This window comes from Paenibacillus sp. UNC217MF, from assembly GCF_000686865.1.
GTDB lineage: Bacteria > Bacillota > Bacilli > Paenibacillales > Paenibacillaceae > Paenibacillus_B > Paenibacillus_B suaedae.
In genome coordinates, this window is sequence record NZ_JMLT01000026.1 from 21004 (window position 1) to 47613 (window position 26610).

The 26610-nt window shown below is 48.9% G+C and carries 27 protein-coding genes and 1 riboswitch; all 27 genes read right to left on the reverse strand.

What is annotated here, in order from left to right; all coding sequences use genetic code 11:
- Window positions 1–109 precede the first annotated feature (109 nt).
- A complete protein-coding gene (spoIIE, locus tag BP95_RS0114510) occupies window positions 110–2632 on the reverse strand; it encodes a stage II sporulation protein E (RefSeq protein WP_419181959.1) in 2523 nt (840 codons plus the stop codon).
- A 445-nt stretch (window positions 2633–3077) separates the two neighbouring features.
- The gene (locus tag BP95_RS0114515) at window positions 3078–3551 is read right to left on the reverse strand and encodes a S1 domain-containing RNA-binding protein (RefSeq protein ID WP_021255190.1); all 474 of its coding nucleotides are present in this window, start codon (window positions 3549–3551) and stop codon (window positions 3078–3080) included.
- Window positions 3552–3680: 129 nt separating this feature from the next.
- Entirely contained in the window at window positions 3681–4013 is a 333-nt protein-coding gene (locus tag BP95_RS30410; protein WP_021255189.1) for an FtsB family cell division protein, read from the reverse strand.
- A gap of 44 nt (window positions 4014–4057) precedes the next feature.
- A complete protein-coding gene (gene yabQ, locus BP95_RS0114525; RefSeq protein WP_028532540.1) occupies window positions 4058–4702 on the reverse strand; it encodes a spore cortex biosynthesis protein YabQ in 645 nt (214 codons plus the stop codon).
- Window positions 4699–4986, reverse strand: coding sequence for a sporulation protein YabP (gene yabP, locus BP95_RS0114530; RefSeq protein WP_021255187.1), 288 nt, complete (start codon window positions 4984–4986; stop codon window positions 4699–4701). Before yabP ends, yabQ begins: the two co-directional genes overlap by 4 nt.
- 158 nt (window positions 4987–5144) lie before the next feature.
- The gene (queF, locus tag BP95_RS0114535) at window positions 5145–5636 is read right to left on the reverse strand and encodes a preQ(1) synthase (protein ID WP_028532541.1); all 492 of its coding nucleotides are present in this window, start codon (window positions 5634–5636) and stop codon (window positions 5145–5147) included.
- A gap of 122 nt (window positions 5637–5758) precedes the next feature.
- Window positions 5759–6484, reverse strand: a complete 726-nt coding sequence (gene queE, locus BP95_RS0114540; protein WP_021255228.1) for a 7-carboxy-7-deazaguanine synthase QueE — start codon at window positions 6482–6484, stop codon at window positions 5759–5761.
- Entirely contained in the window at window positions 6481–6969 is a 489-nt protein-coding gene (queD, locus tag BP95_RS0114545; protein WP_028532542.1) for a 6-carboxytetrahydropterin synthase QueD, read from the reverse strand. The genes queE and queD overlap by 4 nt, the downstream gene beginning before the upstream one ends.
- Window positions 6966–7733: a 7-cyano-7-deazaguanine synthase QueC gene (queC, locus tag BP95_RS30415; protein ID WP_036667098.1), complete on the reverse strand. Its 768-nt coding sequence runs from the start codon at window positions 7731–7733 to the stop codon at window positions 6966–6968. The genes queD and queC overlap by 4 nt, the downstream gene beginning before the upstream one ends.
- A gap of 164 nt (window positions 7734–7897) precedes the next feature.
- Window positions 7898–7941: riboswitch (PreQ1 riboswitch) on the reverse strand.
- A gap of 255 nt (window positions 7942–8196) precedes the next feature.
- Window positions 8197–8475 (reverse strand): RNA-binding S4 domain-containing protein, encoded by a 279-nt coding sequence (locus BP95_RS0114555; protein ID WP_005545548.1) that lies wholly within the window; start codon window positions 8473–8475, stop codon window positions 8197–8199.
- The gene (locus BP95_RS0114560; RefSeq protein ID WP_021255231.1) at window positions 8475–8747 is read right to left on the reverse strand and encodes an HU family DNA-binding protein; all 273 of its coding nucleotides are present in this window, start codon (window positions 8745–8747) and stop codon (window positions 8475–8477) included. Before BP95_RS0114560 ends, BP95_RS0114555 begins: the two co-directional genes overlap by 1 nt.
- Before the next feature lie 187 nt (window positions 8748–8934).
- Window positions 8935–10455 carry a bifunctional methyltransferase/pyrophosphohydrolase YabN gene (gene mazG / locus BP95_RS0114565; RefSeq protein WP_028532543.1) on the reverse strand — a complete coding sequence of 507 codons (1521 nt, stop codon included), beginning with the start codon at window positions 10453–10455 and terminating at the stop codon, window positions 8935–8937.
- A 63-nt stretch (window positions 10456–10518) separates the two neighbouring features.
- Window positions 10519–12156, reverse strand: coding sequence for a putative polysaccharide biosynthesis protein (locus tag BP95_RS0114570; protein WP_028532544.1), 1638 nt, complete (start codon window positions 12154–12156; stop codon window positions 10519–10521).
- A gap of 300 nt (window positions 12157–12456) precedes the next feature.
- Complete coding sequence (spoVT, locus tag BP95_RS0114575) at window positions 12457–12999, reverse strand: stage V sporulation protein T (RefSeq protein ID WP_021255234.1); 543 nt, start codon at window positions 12997–12999, stop codon at window positions 12457–12459.
- A gap of 624 nt (window positions 13000–13623) precedes the next feature.
- Window positions 13624–14688: a peptidylprolyl isomerase gene (locus BP95_RS0114580; protein WP_021255235.1), complete on the reverse strand. Its 1065-nt coding sequence runs from the start codon at window positions 14686–14688 to the stop codon at window positions 13624–13626.
- Complete coding sequence (gene mfd / locus BP95_RS0114585; RefSeq protein WP_028532545.1) at window positions 14675–18205, reverse strand: transcription-repair coupling factor; 3531 nt, start codon at window positions 18203–18205, stop codon at window positions 14675–14677. The genes BP95_RS0114580 and mfd overlap by 14 nt, the downstream gene beginning before the upstream one ends.
- A 135-nt stretch (window positions 18206–18340) precedes the next feature.
- Complete coding sequence (locus BP95_RS0114590) at window positions 18341–18571, reverse strand: anti-sigma-F factor Fin (protein ID WP_021255237.1); 231 nt, start codon at window positions 18569–18571, stop codon at window positions 18341–18343.
- 87 nt (window positions 18572–18658) lie between these two features.
- Window positions 18659–19219: an aminoacyl-tRNA hydrolase gene (gene pth, locus BP95_RS0114595; RefSeq protein WP_021255238.1), complete on the reverse strand. Its 561-nt coding sequence runs from the start codon at window positions 19217–19219 to the stop codon at window positions 18659–18661.
- Window positions 19220–19390: 171 nt separating this feature from the next.
- Window positions 19391–20344: a ribose-phosphate diphosphokinase gene (locus BP95_RS0114600; protein ID WP_005545532.1), complete on the reverse strand. Its 954-nt coding sequence runs from the start codon at window positions 20342–20344 to the stop codon at window positions 19391–19393.
- 151 nt (window positions 20345–20495) lie between these two features.
- Window positions 20496–21890, reverse strand: a complete 1395-nt coding sequence (gene glmU / locus BP95_RS0114605) for a bifunctional UDP-N-acetylglucosamine diphosphorylase/glucosamine-1-phosphate N-acetyltransferase GlmU (RefSeq protein ID WP_021255239.1) — start codon at window positions 21888–21890, stop codon at window positions 20496–20498.
- A 123-nt stretch (window positions 21891–22013) separates the two neighbouring features.
- Entirely contained in the window at window positions 22014–22298 is a 285-nt protein-coding gene (gene spoVG, locus BP95_RS0114610; protein ID WP_005545528.1) for a septation regulator SpoVG, read from the reverse strand.
- 137 nt (window positions 22299–22435) lie between these two features.
- The gene (locus BP95_RS0114615) at window positions 22436–22819 is read right to left on the reverse strand and encodes a RidA family protein (protein WP_021255240.1); all 384 of its coding nucleotides are present in this window, start codon (window positions 22817–22819) and stop codon (window positions 22436–22438) included.
- A 37-nt stretch (window positions 22820–22856) separates the two neighbouring features.
- On the reverse strand, window positions 22857–23687 hold the full coding sequence (gene purR, locus BP95_RS0114620; RefSeq protein ID WP_021255241.1) for a pur operon repressor: 831 nt from the start codon (window positions 23685–23687) through the stop codon (window positions 22857–22859).
- Between the two features lie 149 nt (window positions 23688–23836).
- Entirely contained in the window at window positions 23837–24691 is an 855-nt protein-coding gene (gene ispE / locus BP95_RS0114625; protein WP_021255242.1) for a 4-(cytidine 5'-diphospho)-2-C-methyl-D-erythritol kinase, read from the reverse strand.
- Between the two features lie 166 nt (window positions 24692–24857).
- Window positions 24858–25034: a small acid-soluble spore protein (alpha/beta-type sasp) gene (locus BP95_RS0114630; protein ID WP_021255243.1), complete on the reverse strand. Its 177-nt coding sequence runs from the start codon at window positions 25032–25034 to the stop codon at window positions 24858–24860.
- 215 nt (window positions 25035–25249) lie between these two features.
- Window positions 25250–25525 (reverse strand): biofilm formation stimulator Veg, encoded by a 276-nt coding sequence (gene veg, locus BP95_RS0114635; RefSeq protein WP_021255244.1) that lies wholly within the window; start codon window positions 25523–25525, stop codon window positions 25250–25252.
- 158 nt (window positions 25526–25683) lie between these two features.
- Window positions 25684–26589 carry a sporulation peptidase YabG gene (gene yabG / locus BP95_RS0114640; protein ID WP_021255245.1) on the reverse strand — a complete coding sequence of 302 codons (906 nt, stop codon included), beginning with the start codon at window positions 26587–26589 and terminating at the stop codon, window positions 25684–25686.
- Between the last annotated feature and the right edge of the window lie 21 nt (window positions 26590–26610).

Genomic DNA, 26610 nt, shown 5'->3' on the forward strand with positions numbered 1-26610 from the left:
CTAGTGTGCCCCATAATAGGAGAGTTTAACCATAGTGTGAGTCCTCCCCTCTCGGGAGAAGTCTGAGAAGCAAATGAGGAATAATCGTTCATTGTCTGTTCATGGATAATCAACTGACAGGCATTGGCCGTTCGATTCGATCACCCCCACTCCAGTGCAAAGTCGCCCATTGTGGTCGATGTCTCGTTACACGCGTGACAACAATGGTCATATCATCATCAATACGTCCGCCCGAATGCCGGATGACAGTCTCTAGCAGGAGATCAGCAATTTCCTGCGGGTCGTCGGTCTCGAGCTCCTGGATGAGCCGCTTCATCCATAATTCCTTATTAACGGCCGACCCAGGCGCATCAAATACCCCGTCTGTCATCATTACCACGATATCACCCGGTGATAGAGAGGCGTCAACCAGTTCAATTTCAATATCCTGTAATATACCTATCGGCAAATTGTTCGAGGAAACTAAATGAACTTCTTCGCCTCGCTTAATGAAGCTTGGCGTTGAACCACTCTTAATCAACATCGTCTTGGCAGAGAATAAATCAATAATTGCTAAATCTAGTGTAGCGTACACTTCATCAGGAGATCGAAGGGTCAGCACCGAATTGACGGACTTGATCGCCAACTGCTCCTCAATTCCTGCCTGAAGCAGCTGAGCAAGCAAGTGAAGTGCCGTGCTGCTCTCCAAACGCGCCCTCTCTCCATTCCCCATTCCGTCACTTAAAGCAACAGCGAACTTGCCGCTGCCCAGCTCGAGCGCACTAAAGCTATCTCCCGACAGCATTCCACCTCCCTTGGCAGTACCCGCCATCCCTGTATCAACCTCGAAGGCCTTCGCGGTTACGAAGGAGACAACCCCCTGCCCTTCCGATCTGGTAATGGATTCGTCCCGTACGGCAATATGCTCGCCCAATATATCTGACAGCAGCGGGGCAATCAGCTTGCGGCATTCATCATATCCTTCCGTGAAGGAATGCACCATTTCAATCTCCACACGCCCAGGATCCAGTGACATGATATCTACACGGTGAACCGACAATCCTAGATCTTCTACGGCCTGACGGATCTGCTCCTCCTGCATGAACAGTTCTCTGCCCTCGCGCTGAATTTCCTTCGCTAAGTCGTCCATGACCTGCGAAACCCCTGATAATTGCTCAGCTACAAACTGGCGACTGTCCTGCAGCTGCCTGCGCCAATGTTCCTCATGTATGTTCCGAATATGCTGATCTCGCAGCACCGTAAGCATCTGATGCGCCCGCAGGCAATGTGTCTTCCAAGAGTGAGGGAGCGGCTTGTCCTTCCATGCGAACTCCGGGTTCCCCTCCACCTTCACGAGCATTTGCTTCATCATCGTCATCGTCTGGATCGACTTGCGGCCCCAACATGCCTGCCTTCGCGGACATGCCCCGCATGTAACCACGGATGCAGCCTCAATAACTCCATCCGATATCTCTTCCTCACCTGCCTGCGCAGGTGCATCACCAGTCGTCGTAGGTGCAGCCTGCTTGAAGCTGTGTGACAGCTGATCGAATACCTTGGAGAACTGCTGGACGCGCTCTGCCGTCATGTCGCGCATGCGCTTCGCATATTCATGCTGTGAATTCGTATGCTCACTCGTCCCTGGGACATACTTAGCCAATGTGCGGCATATGGATTTGGGAGTAAGCAGAAATAGGGCGGCTGCGGCTATCGTCTCCCATGTCGATACCATGACCTGCTCAGGAGGACCAATATAGACCGATAAGATTGCCGTACCTAGCAGCATACCGAAGGCAACTGCCCAGCGCTTCCCTTCCCGCAGCAGTCCTGCAAGCAGACCAGAGAAGGCTAGTACGCTCATTTGCGATAGTGAGCTCGGCTCTGCAAGACCAAGGATTAGTCCTAGCACAACGCCTACTGATGCGCCTAACGGCGCTCCGCCAACTAGGGCAAACAGAAGAACGAAATAGCGTGATAAAATATGATCCAGCTGCATGCCCTGTACACTCCAGCCGACAGCACCTGTCATCATAGAAGCAAGCAGAATCATTAGGCAAATCATTTCATCCACACGAAGCGTATAATTGCGTTTACTCATCGTTAGTACGGGTAGGGCTTGAACAAATACGAGCGTTAAGACGAAGCCAAGCGCCGCATCTGTAACATCCATTGCTAGGGCATACCAAGTAAAAGAGTGTGATAGAAAAGTGACGAGCAGCTTCACAATAAGACTAGCCGCAAACACCATCAATGGTGCGATGTTCATATCTGAACGTCTATCATAAGCCTTCCATCCACGATACATGAGGACAATGAGCAGCAGCTGCATCCCCATCATTATTGTAATTTGCTCTGGAGCGAACAAGCTTCCGGCTAACAATGCAGTTCCCACCCACGTAGCCAGCTCCCGGCGCGAGAAATATACAACCGCAAAAAAGGCAGCCGCAAACGGGAATAATTCATTCAAGATCATGGCACGACCAAGAAGGAAGCCGATCAGGACGAACATAATCGTCCATTTGCGCGTACCTAGCATACGTTGGAATCCGTCCAGACGCCATTTGCTAGGCACATTCATCCATCCGGTTCCTTCTTCCTTGATATCCTGCCAGCCTCTTTTTGGAAATGGAATGATCTTTGTCTTACTCATCATTTGGCACCACCTATTCTATGAATTGTGTGCCTCTCATTATAGAAAAGGTGATAGAAATAGTTTGTCATAAAAAGGAAAGGGGTCAAAAAAACTTTCCGACAAGCGTCGCGAGCGCTTTCCAGTGCGGAATATGTGCGGCGTATCAGGGGTTTGGCCGATTTCCATTTAAGCAGCTTTGAAGAGAAGATGTCATATTTTTGTCGTCCATCCGCTAGGGTCGACGGTCATTTGACAATAAAGCATACGGAAAGGCGTAAGAACCTGTCGTACAGGCAGGCCGACACGACAAAAAAAGTTTTTCCAGCAATTGTGCGGCAAGGAAACGACGATCCCGTCAGATCATGGCGTCCGGATGTCTACATGTTTTGCTTATCTGCACACGCAAAAAAACCGCAAAAACCGGTTGCCCGGCTTGCGGCTTTAATTACGTTGTCGTCATGGACGATTACATGCGGCGTGCTCCACGGCCTCCACGCTTGGATTCCGTATTCTTCTTCAAAGAAGAAATGCGTTCTTCACTATCCTTAAGGAAGCGCGACATCTTATCCTCAAAAGAAGCGAAACTAGGCGACTTGCGTCCCCCTCGATCCCGGTTCCCGTGTCCATACCTGCTATTGCCCCCGTCTCTTCCTGGAGGACGGTCCGGACGAGGTCCTCTTGGAGGTCTCTGTTCCGTTACAGGTTTATCGACTGCTTGCTTAATAGACAAGCCGATCTTGCCGTCCTTGTCGACGTTAATAACTTTGACCGTGACTGTATCGTCAATCTTCAAATGGTCATTCACGTCCTTGACATAGTTATCGGCAATTTCAGAGATGTGAACCAGTCCCGTGACACCTCCCGACAGATCAACGAACGCTCCAAAATGCGTAATCCCTGTCACCTTGCCTTCTAACTTGGTGCCCACTTCAATTGTCATAGAATAAAATGTTCCTCCCTTAAAATGTTAAACGGAACATTGCTCAAAAGCAAAAAAGCAATGCTTATGTCGTGATTATACTGTAATGGCGCAACATTGGTCAACCGACGGTTGTCCTGATTTTACGCTCTATTCGTCGTGTTTGCGGATGAGGAGTTCGTCCGGAAGCACCATACCTCGGCTTCGCGCCAATTGCAGTATGTATTCCGTTGTATTGAGCCGATCGACCTCTTGACGCAGATCGTTGCGAACCTGTTCGACTTCGCCCTTCTCCTTCTCACGCGCCTTCAAATCTGAGCGAAGCTCTTCCATCGTGTTCAATTGACTGAAGTACGTATACGTGCCCCACCCTATAAACAACGCCATGAAGATCAGCCACATGCGCAATCTGCGCTTGGCTCCCGCTATTTTGTTATCTTGGTTGCGGCTTGGAGTATGTCTTCGGGATTTAGACACCGACATACGTGCACCCCCTTGTATCAGTAGCTCACGATACACCTTACCCGCTAACGCTTGCGTCTAAACAGGTCAAGGAACCGCCTCATCTGGCAACGTACACCAATGAGCCACGCGGAAATGCGCTTGCCGGCTGATATCACCCCTTGCCATATGCCCTTGCACCGTTCCGTCATTCTGAATCGGTTCCATAGCGGCATGACAAGCGGCTTGAACAACCATGCGATGAGCAGCCAGAGCGGTCGTAAACATTGTAGCACAATTTTGAGGAGGAACATAGCAGACGATATGAAAAATAATGTAAGTGCTTTTATTCCTGCCCATATCCCTTTGAACGGCAGTACAATAAGCACATACACACACCGCATTGCGAAGTGCCATATGGCCTTTATGGCGGCAACTACCCATTTCACAATCATAACGGTTATTCTGCTAAGAAAGACAGCATACAGCCATGCGCCTGCTGCTAGACCAAGCAGCACATAAAATCTTAATTCTCCCTGATTGCCCTTCACGAGCATTTGGAACACGAATAGCGTCGCTGCCAGCCAATAGAGTAGATCGAATACAGGCAGCGTCCACCGTGGAAACTTGAATTGGCCTGCGACGACACGGTAGCTGTCGAACACCAGACCAAGCGCAAGTCCGCTCATCATCATGAGCATCACGGTCATCCATTGAGTGTGGAGGTTCACTTGAATAACTTACCGAAAAAGCCCTTCGACTTGTCCTGCGCATTCGCATCCAAATAGGTCAGGGAGTTGACCGTACCTTCGATGGCAACCAAGCCTTGTTCCAGGCTCAAATTTTTAATATGCAAATTGTGGCCGCGTATCGTCAAGAAGCCGCATTCTGTATCAAGCAGGAACTCCTCACTGTCGAAGCTCTCTACCTTGCTCACTCCGCTAATCTCGAGGAGCTTGCGGTTCATCATCTTCACTTCTTGGCGCTTGGCCGCTGGCTTATTGAAATCAACCATGGCATGTACCCCTCCTTCTCAACACTAGCTTATGAAGGAGATTGAAGATTAGAACTGCAACTATAGCAAGGAGAGAGGATTATACTATGAACGTATACTCTCTCTCTTCGCTTGCTCTATTTATTGTGATTGCTCAGTCGTTGCCAGCATCTTATACCTTAGCGGTTGTCTACCTTCTCTGGATACATATCATGGTTCATCAGTCGATGAGCAGCCATCTCTTCATATTTCGTACCCGGCTGGCCATAGTTGCAGTACGGGTCAATCGAGATGCCGCCACGCGGGGTAAATTTGCCCCATACCTCGATATATCTCGGATCAAGCAGCTTAATCAGATCATTCATTATGATGTTCACGCAATCCTCATGGAAGTCGCCATGGTTGCGAAAACTGAACAAATACAGCTTGAGCGACTTGCTCTCCACACATTTCACACCCGGGATATAGCTGATGTAAATGGTCGCAAAGTCTGGCTGTCCCGTAATCGGACATAGACTTGTAAATTCCGGACAATTGAATTTGACGAAATAATCCCGGTTAGGATGTTTGTTGTCGAATGACTCCAAAATGTCTGGTGCATAGTCTGACGGGTACTCCGTCTTCAATCCAAGCTGCTTCAAATGCAATTCTGCTTCATTTCTTCCTGCCATCGTCATTGAATCTCCCTCTGTATCATTTTCGTAGGATAACCTGTAATCCTGCATGAGTTGTACGAGCCATACTTGTATCTAGAACTCCATTCCACCTGTGTAGGCAGAAGATAGACATCGCGCTATACGCCACGCTTGTTGCCCCACACCAATGTGTGCAGCTGGGGCAGCACACGTATCTGGTTCAAGCGCGGTTCTAAGGCAACCTTATCGATCAACCATTCATATTGCCGAAGCAGCTTCTGTACCAACTCCTGGTCATCTCCGCTATGGACATCCTCATTCCCCGTCTGCATGATGAATGGAATCTCAGGGTAGCGTTCATGGACTTCTATCGCATACTGCATGTCATCTTCATTGAACACAACGACCTTCAGGCATAGTCCCTTGCGTGCAGACCGATTCCATAGCTTGCCTACGATCTCATCCAAGCGTGTGAAGTTTGTACCCATCCCAGAGCTTGGTGGCTTCGGAGACAGCGTGACATCATTAATATCCAAGAGCCAGTTCTGCCAGCGTGATCCCTGTGTCTCTACAGCCGTGCGAACCCCGCGTTCGCCGAGACGTTGGACCAACTCGCCCATACATTCCAGCAAGGCTGGGTTGCCGCCAGATATCGTAACATGCCCATAGCGTCCCTCAGCCAGACGATCTAGCTCTGCAATAACGTCATCTGCCGTCAACTGACGGATATCGTCTTTGGCAGAACCATCCCATGTAAAGGCAGAATCGCACCAAGAGCAGCGGTAATCACAGCCTGCTGTACGGACGAACATCGTCTTCTGGCCAACTAGAAGCCCTTCTCCCTGCACAGTAGGGCCAAATATTTCGAGAACAGGAATCGTCATTGCTCCATCCACTCCCGTCGTGCTTCCGCATAGCTGGTCGGAGTCTCATAGAGCCGAACAAATTCTACCCTTCCCCCTTCGCATCGCTCTGTGTAAGGTTCAGTTTGCAATGCAACTTGCATTTGTTCATACAACCACACGACCATGTTCTCTGCCGTTGTATTCATCGGTGGGAGTGTTTCATTCAAGTAACGATGATCGAGATAAGGCTCGATTCTATCCTTCCAAATCTCCTTTATATCTCCAAAATCGAGCGCCAGCCCGATTTCATTTACAAATCCGCTTAACCCAAAAACAACCTTGTACGTATGCCCATGAAGGTTTTTACATTTGCCTTCATAAGCATGTAAATGGTGGGCAGCATCGAAGGTAAACTCTTTGCTCACAAGTACCCGATGACGGTGATAACGCAGCGAATCCTGTGAAATGTCGGCTCCCAGCACTTGCAGCTTATCGACGATACGGAATGGCCCAGGAGTATTCATCGGCTTGTCCCCTCCTCTTGCTTACGTTCCATCAGGTAACGTTCAAGTCCTGCCTTGCGCAGCTTGCAGGACGGGCATTCTCCGCATCCATCTCCCGGAAGTCCGTTGTAGCAAGTTACCGTTTCGGTACGAACGAAGTCGAAGGCACCAAGTTCGTCAGCAAGACGCCACGTATCTGCCTTATCCAGCCACATCAGCGGGGTATGCAGTACGAATCCATAATCCATTGCCAGATTCAGCGTAACATTGAGCGATTTGACAAATACGTCGCGGCAGTCTGGATAACCACTGAAGTCCGTCTCACATACTCCTGTAACGATATGGCGTGCTCCAATCTGCTTCGCATAGACAGCAGCGAAGGAGAAGAACAATAAGTTCCGTCCTTCCACAAAGGTGCTCGGAAGTTCGCCTTCTTCCTGTTCAATCGCGATGTCGTCTCGCGTCAACGCATTGGGAGCCAGTTGATTGAGCAAGGACATATCGAGGATCCGGTGCGGTACACCCAACTTACCGGCAATCGCCTTCGCATGCTCCAGCTCTGACTTATGGCGTTGTCCATAGTCAAAGGTGATCGTCTCGACTTCCTCAAATCGCTGCAGTGCCCAAAACAGACAGGTTGTGCTGTCTTGCCCGCCACTAAAGACGACGACAGCCTTGCCTTGCTTCCGTCCTGCATGCGCTTGGCTATGGGAATCTGCATTCCAAGCTGCTTCGCCGGCTGAGGAAACGTGGTTGTTGCATACTTGTTCATTTACTTGCTTCATGTATTCTTCATCCTTTCCTGTCCCCTCACAACCCTATAAAGGGTCTCCTAAGACAGAAGGCCTGTGCTTGCTCAGGTTGGCTGTTCGTTGGCTATAGCCGATATACAGCCCCTGTAAGCACAAAAAAAGACAGCACTAAGGAAAGATAGCCCTGTAGGATGCTGTCAGCCTTAGTTTTTTATAGAGGGAGATTGCGAACCTCTCCCGTGCTGAAGCACGGAATGTTATGATGTTGAATCCCACCTCAGTGGGATTGCTTATTCCATTATAGCGCGTATGTCCTCCGCATGATAGCCCATGACCGAATACCCATAATGCTCTATATCAAGGAGAGACCTATATAAAACTGCTACACACCACTGAATGTTTCCTCGCAAATCAAAAGAAGCGGTTCCGTCTTCTCAGACGGATAACCGCTTCCTTGCTCGTTGGAATATGCATTTCTATCGCAATGGACTGGCTGTTACCAGTTCAATCCGTTGTCTCTTGGAATTGCTTCTTCCTTCAGCAGCGTATACATGCCCGCCGCCTCTTCCTTCTTCGTCGTCTCTTGGAGACGCTCTACTCGGACGGTGACGAGCTTCTGCCCGAATTGTACCGTAATCTCGTCGCCGACCTTCACTGTCGTGCTCGGCTTCGCTTCACGGCCATTCAGTTCAACACGCCCCTGCTCGGACACATCCTTCGCGACAGTACGCCGCTTGATGAGCCGCGATACTTTCAGGAACTTGTCTAGACGCATTATTTTACAGCTTCTTTAAGCTTGTTGCCCGCTTTGAATGCAGGAACTGTAGATTCAGGAATCTCGATTGTGTTACCTGTTTGCGGGTTGCGACCTGTGCGGCCAGCGCGCTTGCGTGTTTCGAATGTGCCGAAGCCGATCAATTGAACTTTGTCGCCACTAGCCAAAGCGTCTGTTACTTCACCAAAGAAGCCGTTCAGTACGGATTCAACGTCCTTCTTAGTCAAACCGCTTTTTGTGGAAATGTTGTTGATCAAATCTGTTTTGTTCATGTGTATTGTCCTCCCAATTCCTCTTTTTCATAGTTGAAATGAATAATGGTCTACAGGCGCTTGCCCGAGCCTTGGAATGTTGATGCTTGTATGTATTCTTGCTTCATCACCAAATTCCTTCCCGGGTGCGGCATTTTTTCATATTTTGACGAAAAATAGAGAGCAGTAGTCCGCTGCACCCCAAGCATTATGGCTCTAAGCGCTTCGCTTCCTGCCACCATTGCTCCATTTCTAGTAAATCAGTTTGGTCAAAAGATTTACCCTTTATACGAAGTTGTTCTTCGATGTATTGAAATCGGCGTACAAATTTACGGTTCGTATATGTTAACGACTCTTCTGGATCGGCGTCAATGAACCGAGATACATTCACGACAGCGAATAATAGATCGCCGAGTTCCTCGCGCGCATGATCCAGCTCTTCATCCTTCACGGCATCGTCTTGATCCGATCCCGCATCTCGTATCGCCTCTCGCAATTCTTGCAATTCTTCGGCCACTTTGTCAAGTACATCCTTGGCATTGTCCCAGTCAAATCCGACTTTAGCCGCCTTTTTCTGCAGCTTATAGGCCTTCATGAGCGCAGGCAAGTCACGCGGCACACCGTCCAGTACGGAAGGTCTCGCGTCCGCAATTCCCTTGATCTGCTGCTCCTCTGCCTTCATCTGTTCCCATGTTCCAAGCGCGGATTCGACATCTTCTGCATGCTGATTACCAAATACATGCGGGTGGCGGAAAATAAGCTTCTCATTCAATGATTGGATGACATCGTATACACTGAATGTACCCACTTCTTCCTCCATTTGGGAGTGCAGCATAATTTGCAACAGCAAATCGCCGAGCTCCTCCTGCATCGCAGTTGGATCATCGTCATCAATCGTTTCGAGTACTTCATACGTCTCCTCGATCAGATTTTTGCGAATCGATTCATGTGTCTGCTCTTGATCCCATGGACATCCTCCAGGGCTTCGCAAGATCGATACAATCTCATGCAGGCGACCGAATGTGCGCTTGCGCACTTCATCACTGTCGGTGCGTGGAACCCAAATTAGGGATAGATTGCCGTATCCTTCAATGCGATCCAGCTCATACAGCGGAATACGCTGCATATGCTCCATGCCTTCTACGCCAAGCGCATGGCCTACTACGACTTCATAGTCTTCCGGATATACTTCCATCAGTCCCAGCTTCACATCAGATGCTGTAAACGTATCATACACTTGTCCAATCACGGTGTGCAACCTTGGGTTCAAGCCATCAGCCTGCAGCCCAGCGGCATCAAGCAGTTGGAACCCTTCAATCGGATCGAATCCGAAACGTAGGAACGCCTGATCCAGGAAGCTCTCTCCCCCGATAATTCGCAGCTCAATGCCCTGTTCCGAGCATTGATCCCGCAGCAAGCGAACCGTTGACTCTGCGACCATCGGATGCCCAGGAACCGCGTACACAATCGGATTCTCGGGACTGACAGCAGCAGCTGCTATCAATTGGCGAACAATTTCTTTGTACACCGATGGGAAATCGTCTTGCATTTCATATACGGAATCGAACGAGCGAAATGCGACATCATTCTGTTGTAAATATGCGATTACCGGATGGTCAGCCGTGCGTACGTACAATTGCTTCGCCTCGCGCAGCAAGTTCCATACGGCTAACGTCAATTGGCTTTCATCGCCGGAGCCGAGCCCGACGATAGTAATGGTTCCAGGCATGAATGAATCTCCCTTCGATTGTTGCATCACTGTGTATTATTCCCCACACTTCTGCTCACAGAATCACATGCGGGGCGAGAATCGCGCAGCGAATGAAGCAAGCTTCGGCCCGATGCGCGGCAGCTCGGCCAGTTCCTGCGGCCGAACTGCACCGAGTGCGATGGCTAGCAGGGCGAATATAGCCGCGCCAAGCGGCACGCCTACGGCTACGGCGAGCACGGCCGCTAAGCGGCCAGAAGCGCCAAGCCATACCGGAACGGCCGCGGCCAGGCTGACGCCTGCAGCCATGCCGCCAAGCGCCAGCGCAAGGCGCGCGCTGCGAGCGCCCCAGGCGGCGAAGTGCACGCCGCTTGCGACGGCGAGCGCATGCGCATTCAATGCTGCAGCCAGACCAAGCGAGGCCGCAGCAGAGATGGCTGCCCCGGCAATGCCGTAGGCCGGGATCAGCCATACATTCAGCGCCGCCTTCACGATTGCGGCGCATACAAGATGCACGGCTGGCGCACGCACCGCGCCCATGCCCTGCAGCAGCGCGGCTGACACGGCGTGAAATATGCCGCTTACAGCCGTGGATGCCACCAGCACGAACGTCAGCGTTCCCGCGCTGTCCGTGTATAACGCCACATTGAGCGGCTCCGCCAAGGCGACGAGCCCGACGGTAGCAGCAAGACCAAGCATCCACGACCAGCGAAGAGCTATCTTAATAGTCGGCGCAAGACCGACAGTACCCTCTCTGCGCATGAGCGACGCCACCATCGGGACGACCCCCACAGCAAGTGAGCTCGCCACCATTGTGACAAGTTGCACAAGAGGATACGCCCGGCTGTACACGCCGAACTGTGCGAGAGCCTCTGCCTCACTCCACCCTTGCTGCAGCAGAAACCGAGGCACCGTAAATACATCCACTACATTTACCGCTGGCAGCACAATTGCACCTAAACAAATTGGCAGGGCAGTCCATGTCAGCTTCCGAATCCATCTCCAGATGGCGCCTGCCTGCTGCCTCATCCCTAATTGCGGTTTATTCCGTAGTCGACTGTGGCTTCTACGCTTCTCCCTCCAGCGGAAGATCATCATAGTTAGCAACCCGCATAGACCACCCGCAAATGATCCAAACGTAGCTCCTGCAGCGATTGTCTCATCCGCTGCGCCCAGACGACTATAGTACAGCAGAAGCCCAATCATGACCGCTACGCGTCCTGTCTGCTCGATAACCTGCGATACAGCTGTTGACGTCATCCGTCCACTGCCCTGATCGTAGCCTCTGAGAGCAGCGGCAAGCGGCATTACAAGCAGCGCATAGGCAGCACTCTGGATAGCGGCCACCGTATGTTGATTGCCAATCCAACTGGCGATCTGTTCTGCGCCAGCCAGCATAGCGAAGAACCCGGCAATCCCAGTAACCGTCATGAGCAGGCTGGATGCTAGAAGCACCTGTTCAGAGCCTACCTCATCCCCAGCTGCCTCGCATTCTGCCACGAGCCGTGCTACCGCAACTGGAATACCCGCACTAGCTATCGCTACTAGCAGCACATAGAATGGGTATACCGCGTTATATATGCCGAATACACCGTCTCCCCCGATATTTTGCAGCGGGATTTTCTGCAGTGTTCCGATTACCTTCGACACTATCGTCGCCATGCCTAGCAATAAAGCGCCGGACATAACTTGCCCCGCAACTCGGGGGGTTCGTTTATTCAACCGTCATCCCCGCCCATCTCTAACATTCGTAACGTATTATAGCATATCAAGACAGGCCAATTCCTCCTTGCCTGGGCAAGCTCCATGCATAGAAGCTGCAGCACCGTCTATGATTACTGCAATTTCGTATTTTCAGCGCTCCTGCCCAACAAGAAAAAAATGCGGCTAACAATATGCCTCTGCAACGGCGTAGGGATAACTGGATATTAGAGCTCAGAGCACAAAAAAAGCCCCTGCATCGCTCAAGCTGCGTATACACGCATCCTGTATGAGCAGGGACTTTCGTTAGCAAATTTCGGATTACTGCTCCATTTGCTTACCAAGGAAGCCAGCAGCCGTTTCCGACATTTTCACTTCCATTTGGCTCATTTTCACGCTGTCGTCTTTGTTAAGCATAACAACTGTACCGATAGGATCTCCACCAGCAACGATTGGAGCAACAACGAAAGAAGAGAAAGCTTCTTGGCTGTCTTTTACGATTTCATAATTGCCTGCGTTCGTTTCGATCATTGTCTTGCGGTTTTCCATACAGTTTTCAAGCAACATCCCGATTTGCTTGTCCATGTATTCTTTCTTCGATCCGCCAGCAACTGCGATTACAGTATCACGGTCAGAGATCATTGTGATATGTCCTGTGCTCTCATACAAGGATTCCGCATATTCCTTAGCGAAGTCGCCCAATTCACCAATTGGGGAATATTTCTTAAGGATAACCTCTCCATCACGATCAACGAAAATTTCAAGAGGATCTCCCTCGCGAATGCGCAAAGTGCGACGAATTTCTTTAGGGATTACAACACGTCCGAGGTCATCGATACGACGTACAATTCCAGTAGCTTTCATTATGAGTTGCCCCGCTTTCAGTAAGTATTTTCGATTTACTGTATTATTGTTAATTAGGAGGGATGCGGAATGGTTTGTAATACTGACCATAGTATTCATCTGCTCCCAAGTTCTTATACATACACATCATACGTAGGTAATGCCATCCAAGTTGCAAAAAAAATCACATTTTTCGACACTAACCGACATTTTTTTAGAACGAATTCTTAAAATTTTCACATTTTACATCAATATACCGGAATTTTTTAGTTTTTTCCTCTGATTTTGTCGAAACAAAGCTTATCTTTTTCGACATCAATGCGAAATGTTGGATTTGCTTTAGTATCAAACTTCATTATCGTACTTTTGGATTTTACTTCTGTGTACACAGTGAAAAGATCACACTATCCAAATTACGACCGGTAGTAATTTGAATAGCCGCTAACATAGTATGTCTAATTTTCCCCAAGCCATGACAAATGTAAATAAACGTATTTTTAGAGGATGAAACCGGAAATGAAAACTTTTTATTGTTTTTATGAATATTTCATTCCGTTTCCATACCTTCCGCGAAAAATAGCCCCTTCCCCTTGAGGGGAAAGGGCTACGGCACGAGATGATGACATATCATCTCGCGGCATGCCTTTACTTGCCTGATTCTGCTTTTGTATCTTTAGGAGCTTCTGTATTCTGATCTTTTTTCTCGTCCTTCTTCTCTTCCGGCTTTGTCTCCGTCTTAGGAAGGTCGATTTTCTTGATCAGCTTATCCAGATCCTTTTGCATGAAGTTGTTCATCAGCTCAGAAGCTGCACGCGTACGCAATGCTTCCTTCTCTTCTTCTGTCAACTTGCTGTATTCCTTCTCTTTACGATCTTCCACGCGCATAACGTGGTAGCCGTAGTCTGTCTCAACTGGATCGCTCACTTGGTTAAGCGGCAATGTCAAGGCAGCTTCCTTGAATTGCGGTACCCATTGACTTACAGCAGCGTCCTTGTACAGACCACCAGTCTTAGCGGAACCTGGGTCGTCAGACGTTGTCTCAGCCAACTTCGCGAAGTCTTCACCCTTCTTCAGACGAGCTTGTACATCCTTAGCCATCTTCAGAGCATCTTCTTTTTTGCGCTCTTTGCCTTCTTTGTCCTTGAATCCAATGAGGATATGACGAACGGAAGCAGTTGTCATATCCTTCTTATTCTTCTCGAACTCAGCCTTGAGCTGATCTTCCGTTACCTTGCCGTTGTAATCCTGTACAACTGTCAAGATGCGCGCCATATACTCCGTAATTTCCTCTTCCGTGAGTTTGCGCTTGTCCAGCATTTCTTTGAACTGCTTGTCTCCGACTTGCTTCTTCATCAAGCCAATTTGTTCTTTGGCTTTATCTTTACCGGTTTGCTTTGCTTTCTCCGGTGCTTTGCCATCCAAATAGCGATACGCGATTTGCTGCTTCACGAAGTAGTCGCGGAATTGATCCATGCTAATAATCTGCTCGTATTCCGGATAGAAGAACAGCATGTTCGAGATTTCTTTGTCGAAATCATTCTGTGTAATCTGTCCTCCCTCATACGTAGCAACGACTTTACTGTTGTCGGTTGCCTTGCCCGCTGACTTCTCGTCTTTGTTGCCGCATCCGGCTAATACGGATATTGCGAGTACCGCAGACAATGCCAGCAACAACCACTTCTTGGAACGCGTCTTGTTATTTTGCAACATTCTGCAATTCTCCCTTCGATTTGATGGCACCCTTAGCTTCCTGCATGAATTGCTCTAGTATCATTAACAGCTGCAGCGCATCAACGCCTCGTGCATTGAACTTCACAGCACCGCAAGCCTCTTGATCGACATTAATCCGTCTGTCGAGTTTAGATGCAACAGCAGCCATCTTCTTGCGGTCTAACCACGGATCCGCCGAAGAATGGACCTTGATCGTGACCACATCTCCACGCTGTACAATTGACTCCCATCCATACTGCTTCGCATGAAGCTTCAGCCTAGCGACAGCGAGTAATTGAAGGACAGCAAGAGGTGGTTCACCAAAGCGGTCGATGAGTTCATCCCGCAGTTCTTCGACTTCATCCAATGTAGCAAGTCCCGCTACCTTTTTATAAATCTCAATCTTCTGAATACTATCATAAATATAATTCGGCGGCAAATACGCATCTACGTTCAGGTCGATGAGGGTTGTAAGCTCCTGCTGGTCCTCAATAGCGACACCATCAATCTCCGCCTTGCGCTTGCTCACCTCATCTGCAAGCATCTGCGAGTATAGATCAAATCCAACAGATGCAATAAATCCATGCTGCTCCGCACCTAGCAGATTACCCGCCCCTCGGATGGATAAGTCGCGCATCGCAATTTTGAATCCGGAACCAAGCTCGGTGAACTCCTTAATCGCCTGAAGCCGCTTCTCTGCCACCTCGTTCAGTACCTTGTCGCGCTGATAAGTGAAGTAAGCATAAGCAATCCGGTTCGAGCGGCCGACTCGCCCACGCAACTGATACAGCTGCGACAGACCCATCTTGTCCGCATCATGAACGATGAGCGTGTTCACGTTCGGAATGTCTACGCCTGTCTCGATAATACTGGTGCTGACGAGCACATCGTATTCCCCATCCAAGAAGTCGAGAATTGTCTTCTCCAGCTCTGTCTCAGACATTTGCCCATGGCTTACCGTCACACGGGCATCCGGCACGAGCATTTTAATATGGTCGGCCATCTGATGAATCCCCTGCACTCGGTTGAACAGGAAGTAGACCTGCCCGCCTCTTGCCAGCTCTCGTTCTATTGCCTCGCGAACTAAATTATCGCTGTATTCAAGCACGTAGGTCTGAACAGGGAATCGATTTTCTGGCGGTGTCTCGATAACCGACAAATCCCGGACGCCGAGCATGGACATATGCAGGGTACGCGGAATAGGTGTTGCCGTCAGTGTCAGCACGTCGACATTCATCTTCAGCTTTTTCAACTTCTCCTTGTGCGTTACGCCAAAACGTTGCTCTTCATCGACAATCAGCAATCCTAAATCTTTGAAAACAACATCCTGAGAGAGCAGGCGGTGAGTGCCGATAATGACGTCGACAACACCCGACTTTAGCCCTTTCATGGATTCGTTCTGTTCCTTGCGGGAACGGAATCGGCTAAGAACCTGAATATTAAATGGATAGTCGGCAAATCGCTCACGGAACGTCTCATAGTGCTGCTGTGCCAAGATGGTTGTTGGTACGAGTATCGCCACCTGCTTGCCTTCGATTGCAGCCTTGAAGGCAGCTCGAACCGCAACTTCCGTCTTGCCATACCCTACGTCACCGCACAATAGACGATCCATCGGACTCGCCTTCTCCATATCCTGCTTAATTTCTTCGATGGCACGCAGTTGATCTCGCGTCTCATCATAGGGGAACATATCCTCGAATTCCCGCTGCTCTGGTGTGTCCTTCTCGAAGGCATAACCGCTAGATGCTTGTCTTGCTGCGTACAACTTGATCAAGTCGTCAGCAATGTCCTTCACGGAGGAACGAACTTTACTCTTAACCTTCGTCCACTCGGTGCCACCCAGCTTATAGATCTTCGGCTCCTTCTCTTCCGAGCTCACATAACGCTGAATGAGATGAAGCTGATCCACTGGGACAGATAGTTTATCCCCACCCGCATACAAAATATGCAGATAGTCCTTATGGATACCGTTAATCTCCAGCGTCCCAATTCCGATATACTTACCAATGCCATGATTCTGATGGACGACATAATCGCCGACCTTCAGTTCCGTATAGCTGCGAATCCGTTCCGCATTGTCCACCTTCGCGTTCAGTTCCGTGCGGCGTGTCTTCCGCTGCTTGCCGGAGAACATCTCACCCTCAGTAATAACTACAAGGTGAATGGACGGGAGCTCAAAGCCTGTCTGTAGGTTGCCCTTTAAAATCGTAGGCTCAGGTATTGCGTAATCCTGAAGCACACGACGCATCCGTTCAATTCGTTCATCACCGTTCGCCAGCATAATGACGTTGGCGCCCGACTTCTTCCACCGTTCCATTTCTGCTTTCAAGACATTCATTTGTCCATGGAAGTTCTGCATGGAGCGGCACATGACGTTCACGATATTTTGCGGCTGCGTATGAGGAACCTGTCTGAGGAACAGCGCCATAAATACGGTCTGGAATGGGCGCTTGCCCATTGCGACGTCAGATGTCACTCCTAGAGGAAGCGCTGGCAATGTCTTGCCATTCGACAACAAGTGTGTGCTCCACTCCAGTTCATCTCGTTCAAGCTGTTTGGCTGTCTCCATGACTCTAGCAGGCTCATCTACGACAAGCAGCGTGTCCTTCGGCATATAGTCATATAATGTGTGCTTCTCTGGATAGAGCAGCGCCACATATTTATAGAGCTCTGTAAAATAAACGGAACCTCTCATTCGTTCGATATCATGCCCAATTTCCCGCTCAAGCTTCTCCTTTACTTGGCGATCGGACATCTTGCCCAGTTGTTCTTCGAGACGTGCAAAAGTCGCCTCAGCCGCAGCGGCGAAGCGTGTCTCGTCTGCAATTAAGTCTTTGCAAGGCAGTATCGTCAATTGCTTCAACTTATCGATAGAACGTTGATCCTGTGTGTCGAATGAACGAATGGAGTCAATTTCATCATCGAACCATTCAATTCGATATGGATAAGGAGCTGTGATTGGATAAATATCTACTATCCCACCACGGACGCTCATCTCTCCCTTGGCCTCGACCCGTTCTGTACGCTCATAGCCGCACGCAACCATCTCTGCCAGGAAGGTTTCCAGTGGAAGCTCATCGCCTAACGATAGAGATATGCCAGCCTCAGCCATCATCTCACGGGCAGGCAAAAAGCGCCGCAATCCCGCATACGGCGTCACGATTATCCCACGGAATCCACGTGCACACCGGGTAAGCACCTCAATGCGCTGTGCAATCACTTCTGGACTTGATATCGCTGCTTCCGCAGCTACCAACTCATTGGCTGGGTATAAGAGCACTTGATCCGCCGACAAACATTCCTGCAGGTCATCAGCTACTTTTTGTGCAGAAAACATGTTGTGTGTGACGACGAGTACTGGACGATCCAACTGCATCTGAAGTGCTGCCATCATCACCTGACGAGCCGAACCGGACAAGCCGGATACCAATTGCTCCTTCATTCCTGCACGGACACCCGCAGCAATCGATTCAATATCACGTTCTTCTGATAAAGCTTGCATGAGTGCATTCAACAAAAGATAGGCACCTCTTTCTCACCCACAATAAATACTACAAGGTATAACTAGTAAGGTTATATACGTTACCCTCATCCAAAATAAGCCTCGGCTGACAAGCCAAGGCTGACGCTAACTCCCATTGCCCATCCACCCTCATTGCAAGGGGGAGGAAAGCAAAGACAACTCGGGATGCATCTGAATCGCTTCTGTACAATATTCACATGTCATCCGCACGGTTACATCTCCATTGGAATGAACGACAATATATTGTTGGCGCTCGTCTGGGGTAAGACGGTGGAAGCCGAGGCGTTCCTCATCAATCCCGTTCCCGTCGATGCGCCCAATCATTGTATGACAATGTTTGCACACGTAATTCACAGACATGTATATGCCTCCCATTCTTGGATTATACCGTTCAGTATGTCCAAAAGAAAGGCACATTAGCCCAACATCAGTTTTGATCAGATCATATTATCCATTGAATTTCGCCATCGTCTGCTCGAACGAATTCTTAAGCGAGAATTCGACAGCGTCGCAAGTGCGCTCAACTGTCTGCTTCAAGTCTTCCATACCCGCTTTAGGGAACGTAGACAGCACATAATCTACAATAGACCGACCAGGCTCCGGACGAGATATCCCCATCCGAACTCGATTGAAGGATTGCGTCCCCAGATGCTGGATGAGCGATTTAATCCCGTTGTGACCACCCGCACTCCCTTGATAGCGCAAGCGAATCTTCCCAAGCTCTGTATCCATATCATCATATAGAACGATAAAATCCTCAATATCCGCCTTATAGTAATCCATATATGCGCGAACAGCCTCTCCAGACAGATTCATATACGTCATGGGTTTGATAAGAACAACCTTCTCTGTTCCAACGCGTCCCTCTCCGATTAACGCCTTGCATTTGCTCTCACGTACCTGAATGCCGAAGCGATCCGCAAGAGAGTCAATTGCCATAAAGCCGATATTGTGGCGGGTTGCGGCATATTCGGTTCCCGGGTTACCTAATCCTACAATCCACTTCAAGAGCGCTACATCCTTCCTTATTGATCATCGATATGATGATTGAACTGCTTTTGGCATGCATCCGCACCTGATTCGCAGACACATTCAAATGCCGATAAGGGTTACTTCTCCGGCGAAGACCGAAGACGTAACCCTTCCGTAATGTGCAGCTCAGGTCACTCGACCCATGCTTTATTCAATCTCAAACAATTTACTGATAGACAATTCTTCGTGAACACGAATAATCGCTTCACCCATTAACGGTGCAACCGACAGTACGTGTAACTTGCTAGATGGGTTTTCATGTGTAATCGGAATTGTATCCGTTACAACAACCTCTTTAAATGGCGATTTCTCCAAACGATCCATCGCAGGTCCGGACAATACTGGATGCGTGCAGCAAGCGTAGACTTCCTTCACCCCTGCTTCAACCAATGCGTTCGCACCAAGCACAATCGTACCAGCCGTGTCGATAATATCATCGATAATGATCGCTGTCTTGCCTTTAATATCCCCGATAATATTCATAACTTCACTAACGTTCGGCTCTGGACGACGCTTGTCGATAATGGCAAGCGGTGCATTCAGGAAGTCAGCCAATTTGCGCGCACGTACCACACCACCATGGTCAGGCGATACGACAACAACGTTTTCGAGTTGCTTCGAGCGGAAATATTGTGCCAAAATTGGAACACCCAGCATATGATCCACAGGAATATCAAAGAATCCTTGAATTTGTGTGGCATGCAAGTCCATCGTAATAACACGATGAGCTCCTGCTGTCTCGATCAAATTCGCTACAAGCTTCGCCGTAATCGGATCGCGCGAACGCGCTTTACGGTCTTGGCGAGCGTAGCCATAGTAAGGGATAACTACGTTAATGCTCTTTGCCGATGCACGCTTCAATGCGTCCACCATTACAAGCAACTCCATCAAATTGTCATTGACCGGGTCGCATGTCGATTGAACGACGTAAACGTCACAACCGCGTACACTTTCAGACAACTTAACTTGGATTTCTCCATCACTAAAGCTCTTCGTTTCTGCATCTCCCATCGGAATTCCGATGTATTCTGCAATCTTGTTCGCCAAATTAGGATTGGAGTTGCAAGTGAAAATTTTCAACTTGGAATCACAATACGTCATGATATTAAAAACCCTCCGTGCCGGTTCTTGTTCATCGTTGTTTTATACTGTCCGTTAATGGTGCTGCTTAGTCTATCCCTACATGGTCTCAACTAAAAAGGCTCTCAATACCATGCTAAACGATATTGAATGAAAAGTGCAACCTTATCGATCACTTTTCTCGTTCTTTTTTTGCTTTTGCACGGGCACGAATCTTCTCCGCATACCCTGGCTTGTTTACTTGACGCTCACGAGCGATGGCCAAGTCATTATCTGGTACAGGATGTGTAATCGTTGATCCGGCAACGACGTAAGCGCCAGTGCCCACTTGGATAGGTGCAATCAAGTTGACATTGCTGCCAATGAACGCGTCATCGCCAATTTGAGTGAGCGACTTATTGAAGCCGTCATAGTTGACCGTAATCGCGCCACATCCAATATTTACATTCTTCCCTACTTCGGCATCGCCAATATAACTGAGGTGCGATACTTTCGTTTGATCATCAAGCGACGCATTTTTAATTTCCACGAAGTCGCCGACTTTCACCTGCTTGCCAAGACGTGCGCCTGGACGCAAATAAGCGAATGGACCAACTGAACTCTCGTCGCCTACAATCGCTTCACAGAGTACAGATTGCTTAATATGCACTTGATCGCCGATTGTTGAATCAACAATCTCGCTGTTCGGCCCAATAACGCATTCGCCGCCAACCGTCGTGCTGCCACGCAGGCTTGTCCCTGGTTCAATGATCGTATCCGCTCCGATGACAACACCAGACTCAATATACGTATTGGCAGGATCAATAATCGTTACACCATTCAGCATATGGCGCTTGTTGATACGCTCACGCATGAAGCGTTCCGCTTCAGACAACACCAAGCGATCATTAACGCCGATTGCCTCACTGTTATCCGGCGTACAATATGCTTGCACCGTATCTCCTTGTGCCTTCATGATGCCGATTACGTCAGTCAAATAATACTCTTGCTGGGCATTATCATTTCTGATCTGCTCCAGCGCCGCGAACAACTTCACATTGTCGAAGCAATACGTGCCCGTATTGATCTCCTTCACGAGCTGTTCTTCGGTCGTACAATCCTTTTGTTCGACAATTTTCAAGACCGAACCGTCTTCTGCGCGAATGACGCGACCGTAACCTGTCGGATCATTCAGTTCAGCCGTCAAAATCGTCGCTGACGCCTGAGCGCGGTTATGCAGTTCCATCAACTGAGCCAACGTTTCTGGTGTCACTAGCGGTGTATCGCCGCAAATGACAAGTGTCGTTCCTTCCTCACCATCAAGAAGCGCCTTCGCTTGCTTAACCGCATGTCCTGTACCAAGCTGTTCCGCTTGCAAGGCGTACTCGGCACGGTTCCCCAGGAATTGCTGTACTGCTTCTGCTCCATGTCCTACAATGACGACGGTGCGCTCACAATCCACACTTTCGACAGCATCAAGAACATGCCCTACCATTGGTTTCCCGCATACGGGATGAAGCACTTTGTACAATTTTGACTTCATGCGTTTGCCTTGTCCGGCAGCAAGCACAATGGCCATTCTTTTCAAAGCGTCCGACCTCCTGCTCTACCTTTACTCCATAGAAGAATATATCTCATTATGGAGAAAAAGAAAAGAGAGCCCCTATGATTGGCTCTCTTTCTTTGCAACCCCAATTATAAAATCATAAAACTACGCGCCCTCTTCGATAACTTCCTCTTCCGTAGCAGCGCGTTCGTATTCAGCCAATACAGCAGCTTGAATCTTCTCGCGAGTCGCCGAAGAAATCGGATGAGCAATATCGCGGAATTCGCCATCTGGAGTCCGCTTGCTCGGCATCGCTACAAACATGCCATTGTTGCCGTCGATTACACGAATGTCATGAACGACAAACTCGTTATCGATCGTAATCGATGCGATTGCCTTCATTCTCCCCTCTGTGTTGACGCGGCGGAGTCTTACATCAGTAATTTGCACGTGTGTTCACCACCTTTTTCCATCGAGACTTGGTGTATAATTCCACACGCGCATGAAAAATCCTTCTTAAATTTGCCAATAATTTAACTTTTTTTAAAAATTTATGCCTGTCTTTAACGGATTCGACAAGCTTCGATTTATATCGCTGCGATCAGTTCAATTTCGACAAGTACGTCCTTCGGGAGTCTCGCTACCTCTACACAGGAGCGTGCAGGCTTGTGATTACCGAAGTACGATTCATAGATAGCATTGATTTGAGCAAATTGATTCATGTCCTTGATAAAAACAGTAGCCTTAATTACCTTATCGAAAGAAGTACCTGCTTCTGCAAGCACAGCCCTCAAGTTGGAGAACACTTGGTGTGTCTGCTCCTCAATTCCGCCTTCCACGAGCACACCTTGTGCAGTCAACGGAATTTGACCCGAAGTGAACAAGAGGTTGCCCAGCTTCATTGCTTGTGAGTATGGGCCAATGGCCGCAGGCGCTTGATTCGTTGCAATTGCTTCTAATTCATGAGACATTTGAATACCCTCCCGAATCAATGTTGTTCTCTATCGCTTATTCCTTATCGAAGTAGTTCCCCGGCTTCACCACAATATGACGAGTCCGCGCATCTACAGTCCCAACGCGAATGAGGGACACATAGTCTGTCAGCAGCCGTTCTTCGTTCGATACATCCTCCGATTCTACCAATACACCAACACCCGCTACTGTGGCATCGAATTCCTTCAGCAGATCCATCATGCCGTGAATCGTTCCACCGGCACGCATGAAGTCGTCCACGATTAATACACGTGAGCGCTCCTTCAAGGCACGCCGTGCGAGTGTCATCGTATGGATGCTCTTCTGCGATCCTGATACATAGTTAATGCTAACGGCCGATCCCTCTGTCACAACATGGTCGCGACGTACTAGCACCACTGGCAGGTTCAGATGAGCAGCAGTCGCATAGGCAATTGGAATCCCCTTCGTCTCTACCGTCATCACGACGTCAATATTGCAGCCTGCAAAGGCAGATGCGAACATTCGACCTACATCGTTCATCAAGGCTGGTTGGCCTAAAATATCAGTAATATAGAAATATCCCCCAGGAAGCACCCGGTCTGGATGCCCCATTGATGCACATAAAGACTCAATGACAGGAAGTGCGATATCAGGCGTGCATTTCGGAATAAACTTCACTCCGCCTGCAGCACCAGCCAGCGTCAGTAAATCTCCCGTCCCTTCGCTCTCGAACACCTCTTTAATAATAGCCAAATCCTCGCTAATGGAAGACTTGGCTGCACCGTAACGTTCTGCAAATGTCGTGAGCGGTATGAGCGTATGCGGCTTAGACATCAGATATTGGGTCATCTCAACCAGACGGGCGCTTCGCTTCAATTTTTTCATGATTACTCCTCGCTCAAAACCGAATATTATATTGTAGATATTACATGAATGTACGCTAGTTAGCAAGATGATGGCCACTTGTCAAGTCAAACAATCCTTGAATTGTAACCATTTCGCCTTCTTGATACATGTTAATCTATTTAAGCCTGTTATCCCAACAAGCGTACCGCGTACACTTCCTTGCAAAAACCGCGCAGTCCATTATAGATCCTTGCGATCTTAGATTCTTTAGACACGAGGCCGAATACCGTCGGACCGCTGCCCGACATCAGCACTCCTTCAGCACCGAGCCGAAGCATAGCATCCTTCAACTGCTGCACCTCCGGATGGAGCGGCAGCGTGACATCCTCCAGCACATTGCCAAGCGATTCACACACCCCTTGGAAGCTTTGGGCCTGTATCGCTCTGCGCATTTGATCCAGCGATGGATGCTCCGTAATCTGACTCGCTCTAAGGCGCCCATAGACATCAGCCGTCGATACATTAATCGGCGGCTTGGCAAGCACAACCCAGCATTGAGGTGGCTGCTCAATCATCTCAAGTGCCTCTCCGCGGCCGCGAGCTATTGCAGTCCCTCCCGTCACGCAGAACGGGACGTCTGAACCAAGTTCCGCACCAAGCACCTGCAGCTCCTCATCAGGAATCCCTAACTTCCATAAACGATTCAAGCCTCGCAGTGTAGCAGCAGCATCGCTGCTTCCACCGGCTAGTCCGGCAGCTACTGGTATTTTTTTATCTAAATGAATATATACGCCTTGCTTCACTTCATAACGTTCTTTAATTAGTTTTGCCGCTTGGAACGCCAAGTTCTTCTCATCTAACGGTATGTAACCTGCTTGGCTGGAGATGATAATCGTATCTCGAGGAAGTTCCTCCATCTCGAGACGGTCCGCTAAGTCTACCATCGTCATGACCATTTCGACGTCATGATACCCATCCTCGCGCTTACGCAGCACATCCAACAGCAAATTTATTTTGGCAGGCGCCTTCTCGTACACTTTCACTCGCGTTCACCCTTCTTTATCCTACGGATCGCTTACGTTATTATAACAGACTCTATGGTGCAAGTCATATGTGTACGTATACAGGCAATGAACATGATTTCGTAATAAAAAAAGCGAACAGAGCGGAATAGATCCGATGCTCGCTGGATAGGAGGATCTTGACTCGTTATTTTTTCGAGGCTGCCTCTTCGGCAAGTTGAATGGCCCGCTTGACCATATCGCCAGCATCCTTCGCACGGATAGCACCCCATCCGTATTTGGACACCGTATCGTAGAAGCCAAGATCTTTAGCCAATTCCACCTTCAGATCTTCAGACATGAAGCTGCGCTTTCTTCGGCTCATCACTGCACCTCCCACGCTTACCTTAAAGTTCATATCATCAGCAAGCACGACATAATCATCGGCCTACCGTTAATGTAAGTAGAAGCCACCTCCATTATACGTTCACTCCTGTTCCGATTTATGGGGGAGCATCTGGGAGAACCATGACCGTGCGTGCTCATGTCATTCCTTCAAACCAAACAAAAGGCAGCCCTCACAGGCTGCCGTCATGTCGCTTAACCGCGAACATATTCAATCTTCAACTCGCCGTTATCGGCGCATACGGTCACTTGAACCGATTCTGTTAATATATCTGCATAGCTATAGGATACCCGCTTAAACGCGTTCTGATCCTGGTCCAACTTAACAATAAATACAGAAGGGTAGGTTTCTTCCAACACGCCCGTACGCTCAATCGTTTTCCGACGACCGCCATTGGCGCGGAGCAGAATCTTCTGACCGACATGTGCTTCAAGACAACGACGAATTTCAAACAGCGCGTTTTTCGCCATTACAGCTACCACCTCTTTCCTTGTCCATTATAACCAATTCAAGAGGTGTTGTCAAATAAACGAATAATTATAACAATAACACCGTTTTCGTGTCAATGTGTTTTTTTGCCCAAATTTATTAAAATGGTTCTTTTTTCTGTATTTTATACATAGGCCGCTTATATTACGGTTGGTGTAACGTTCAATGTCGATAAATCCTTCAACTTCGGCATGCCCACGCGATAACTTCCCTTTGTCTCAATGCCTCCCACCCCGTCAATGCCACTGACCATATGAGGCGCAATATCCCCAATCTGTACGGTATCACGAATTGAGGTATATGAGGCCTTAACCGCTACGTAAGCTGGATCAAGGGCATGAATCATAATTCGGCCCGGTGAACTTGCAAAGTTGGCTCCTGCTTGCAGAAGCGCCTCGAAGTGAGATTGGCATGCCCCGGCAATTACAGTCAATAAATCAAGATGGCGCTCATACTGCCTTGCCGTCTGTACTGCATTAACGAAGTTCTGGGAGTTCTTATAATTCTGCAAATTTAACAGATCACGGTACCTGCCGTTCTTCAATACACCATCATGTCCCGTAATGACGATTATATTCGGCTTCACTCGCGGCAGCAGCCGATACAACGTATCTGCCATATTGCGTTCATTCACATAATGGCCTTCTGCCGGCACGTTGAGCTGATTATATATCGCCATGCTCTTCTGTAAATACCCGGGATCCCCATCCAGATGGAGTACCGTTCCCGGCATATCAAAGGTTGAAATGGAATTCGGCATCTCTGCAAATGGAAGCTCCGTCCGCCTGCGCTCATGCAGCTGCCTACGCTGCTGCTCAAGCACCTCGACAGACTCCAACATCTTGATATGAGCCTGTTCCGTGCGGCGCGCAATCGTTGCCTTCGGTACACTAACTAAATCTTCAACATGGGAATCCGCCAGTAAGCGGTAATCCGTCCCCTTAATAATCGCCGTCTGTCGGAAGATCTCCTCCACACGGAATGTAATATCGCCACCGTACGACTTGCGTACGACCAAATCTCCTTGCTTCACTTGTTCGTTCATAGGATCAATCACCTCTCCGAC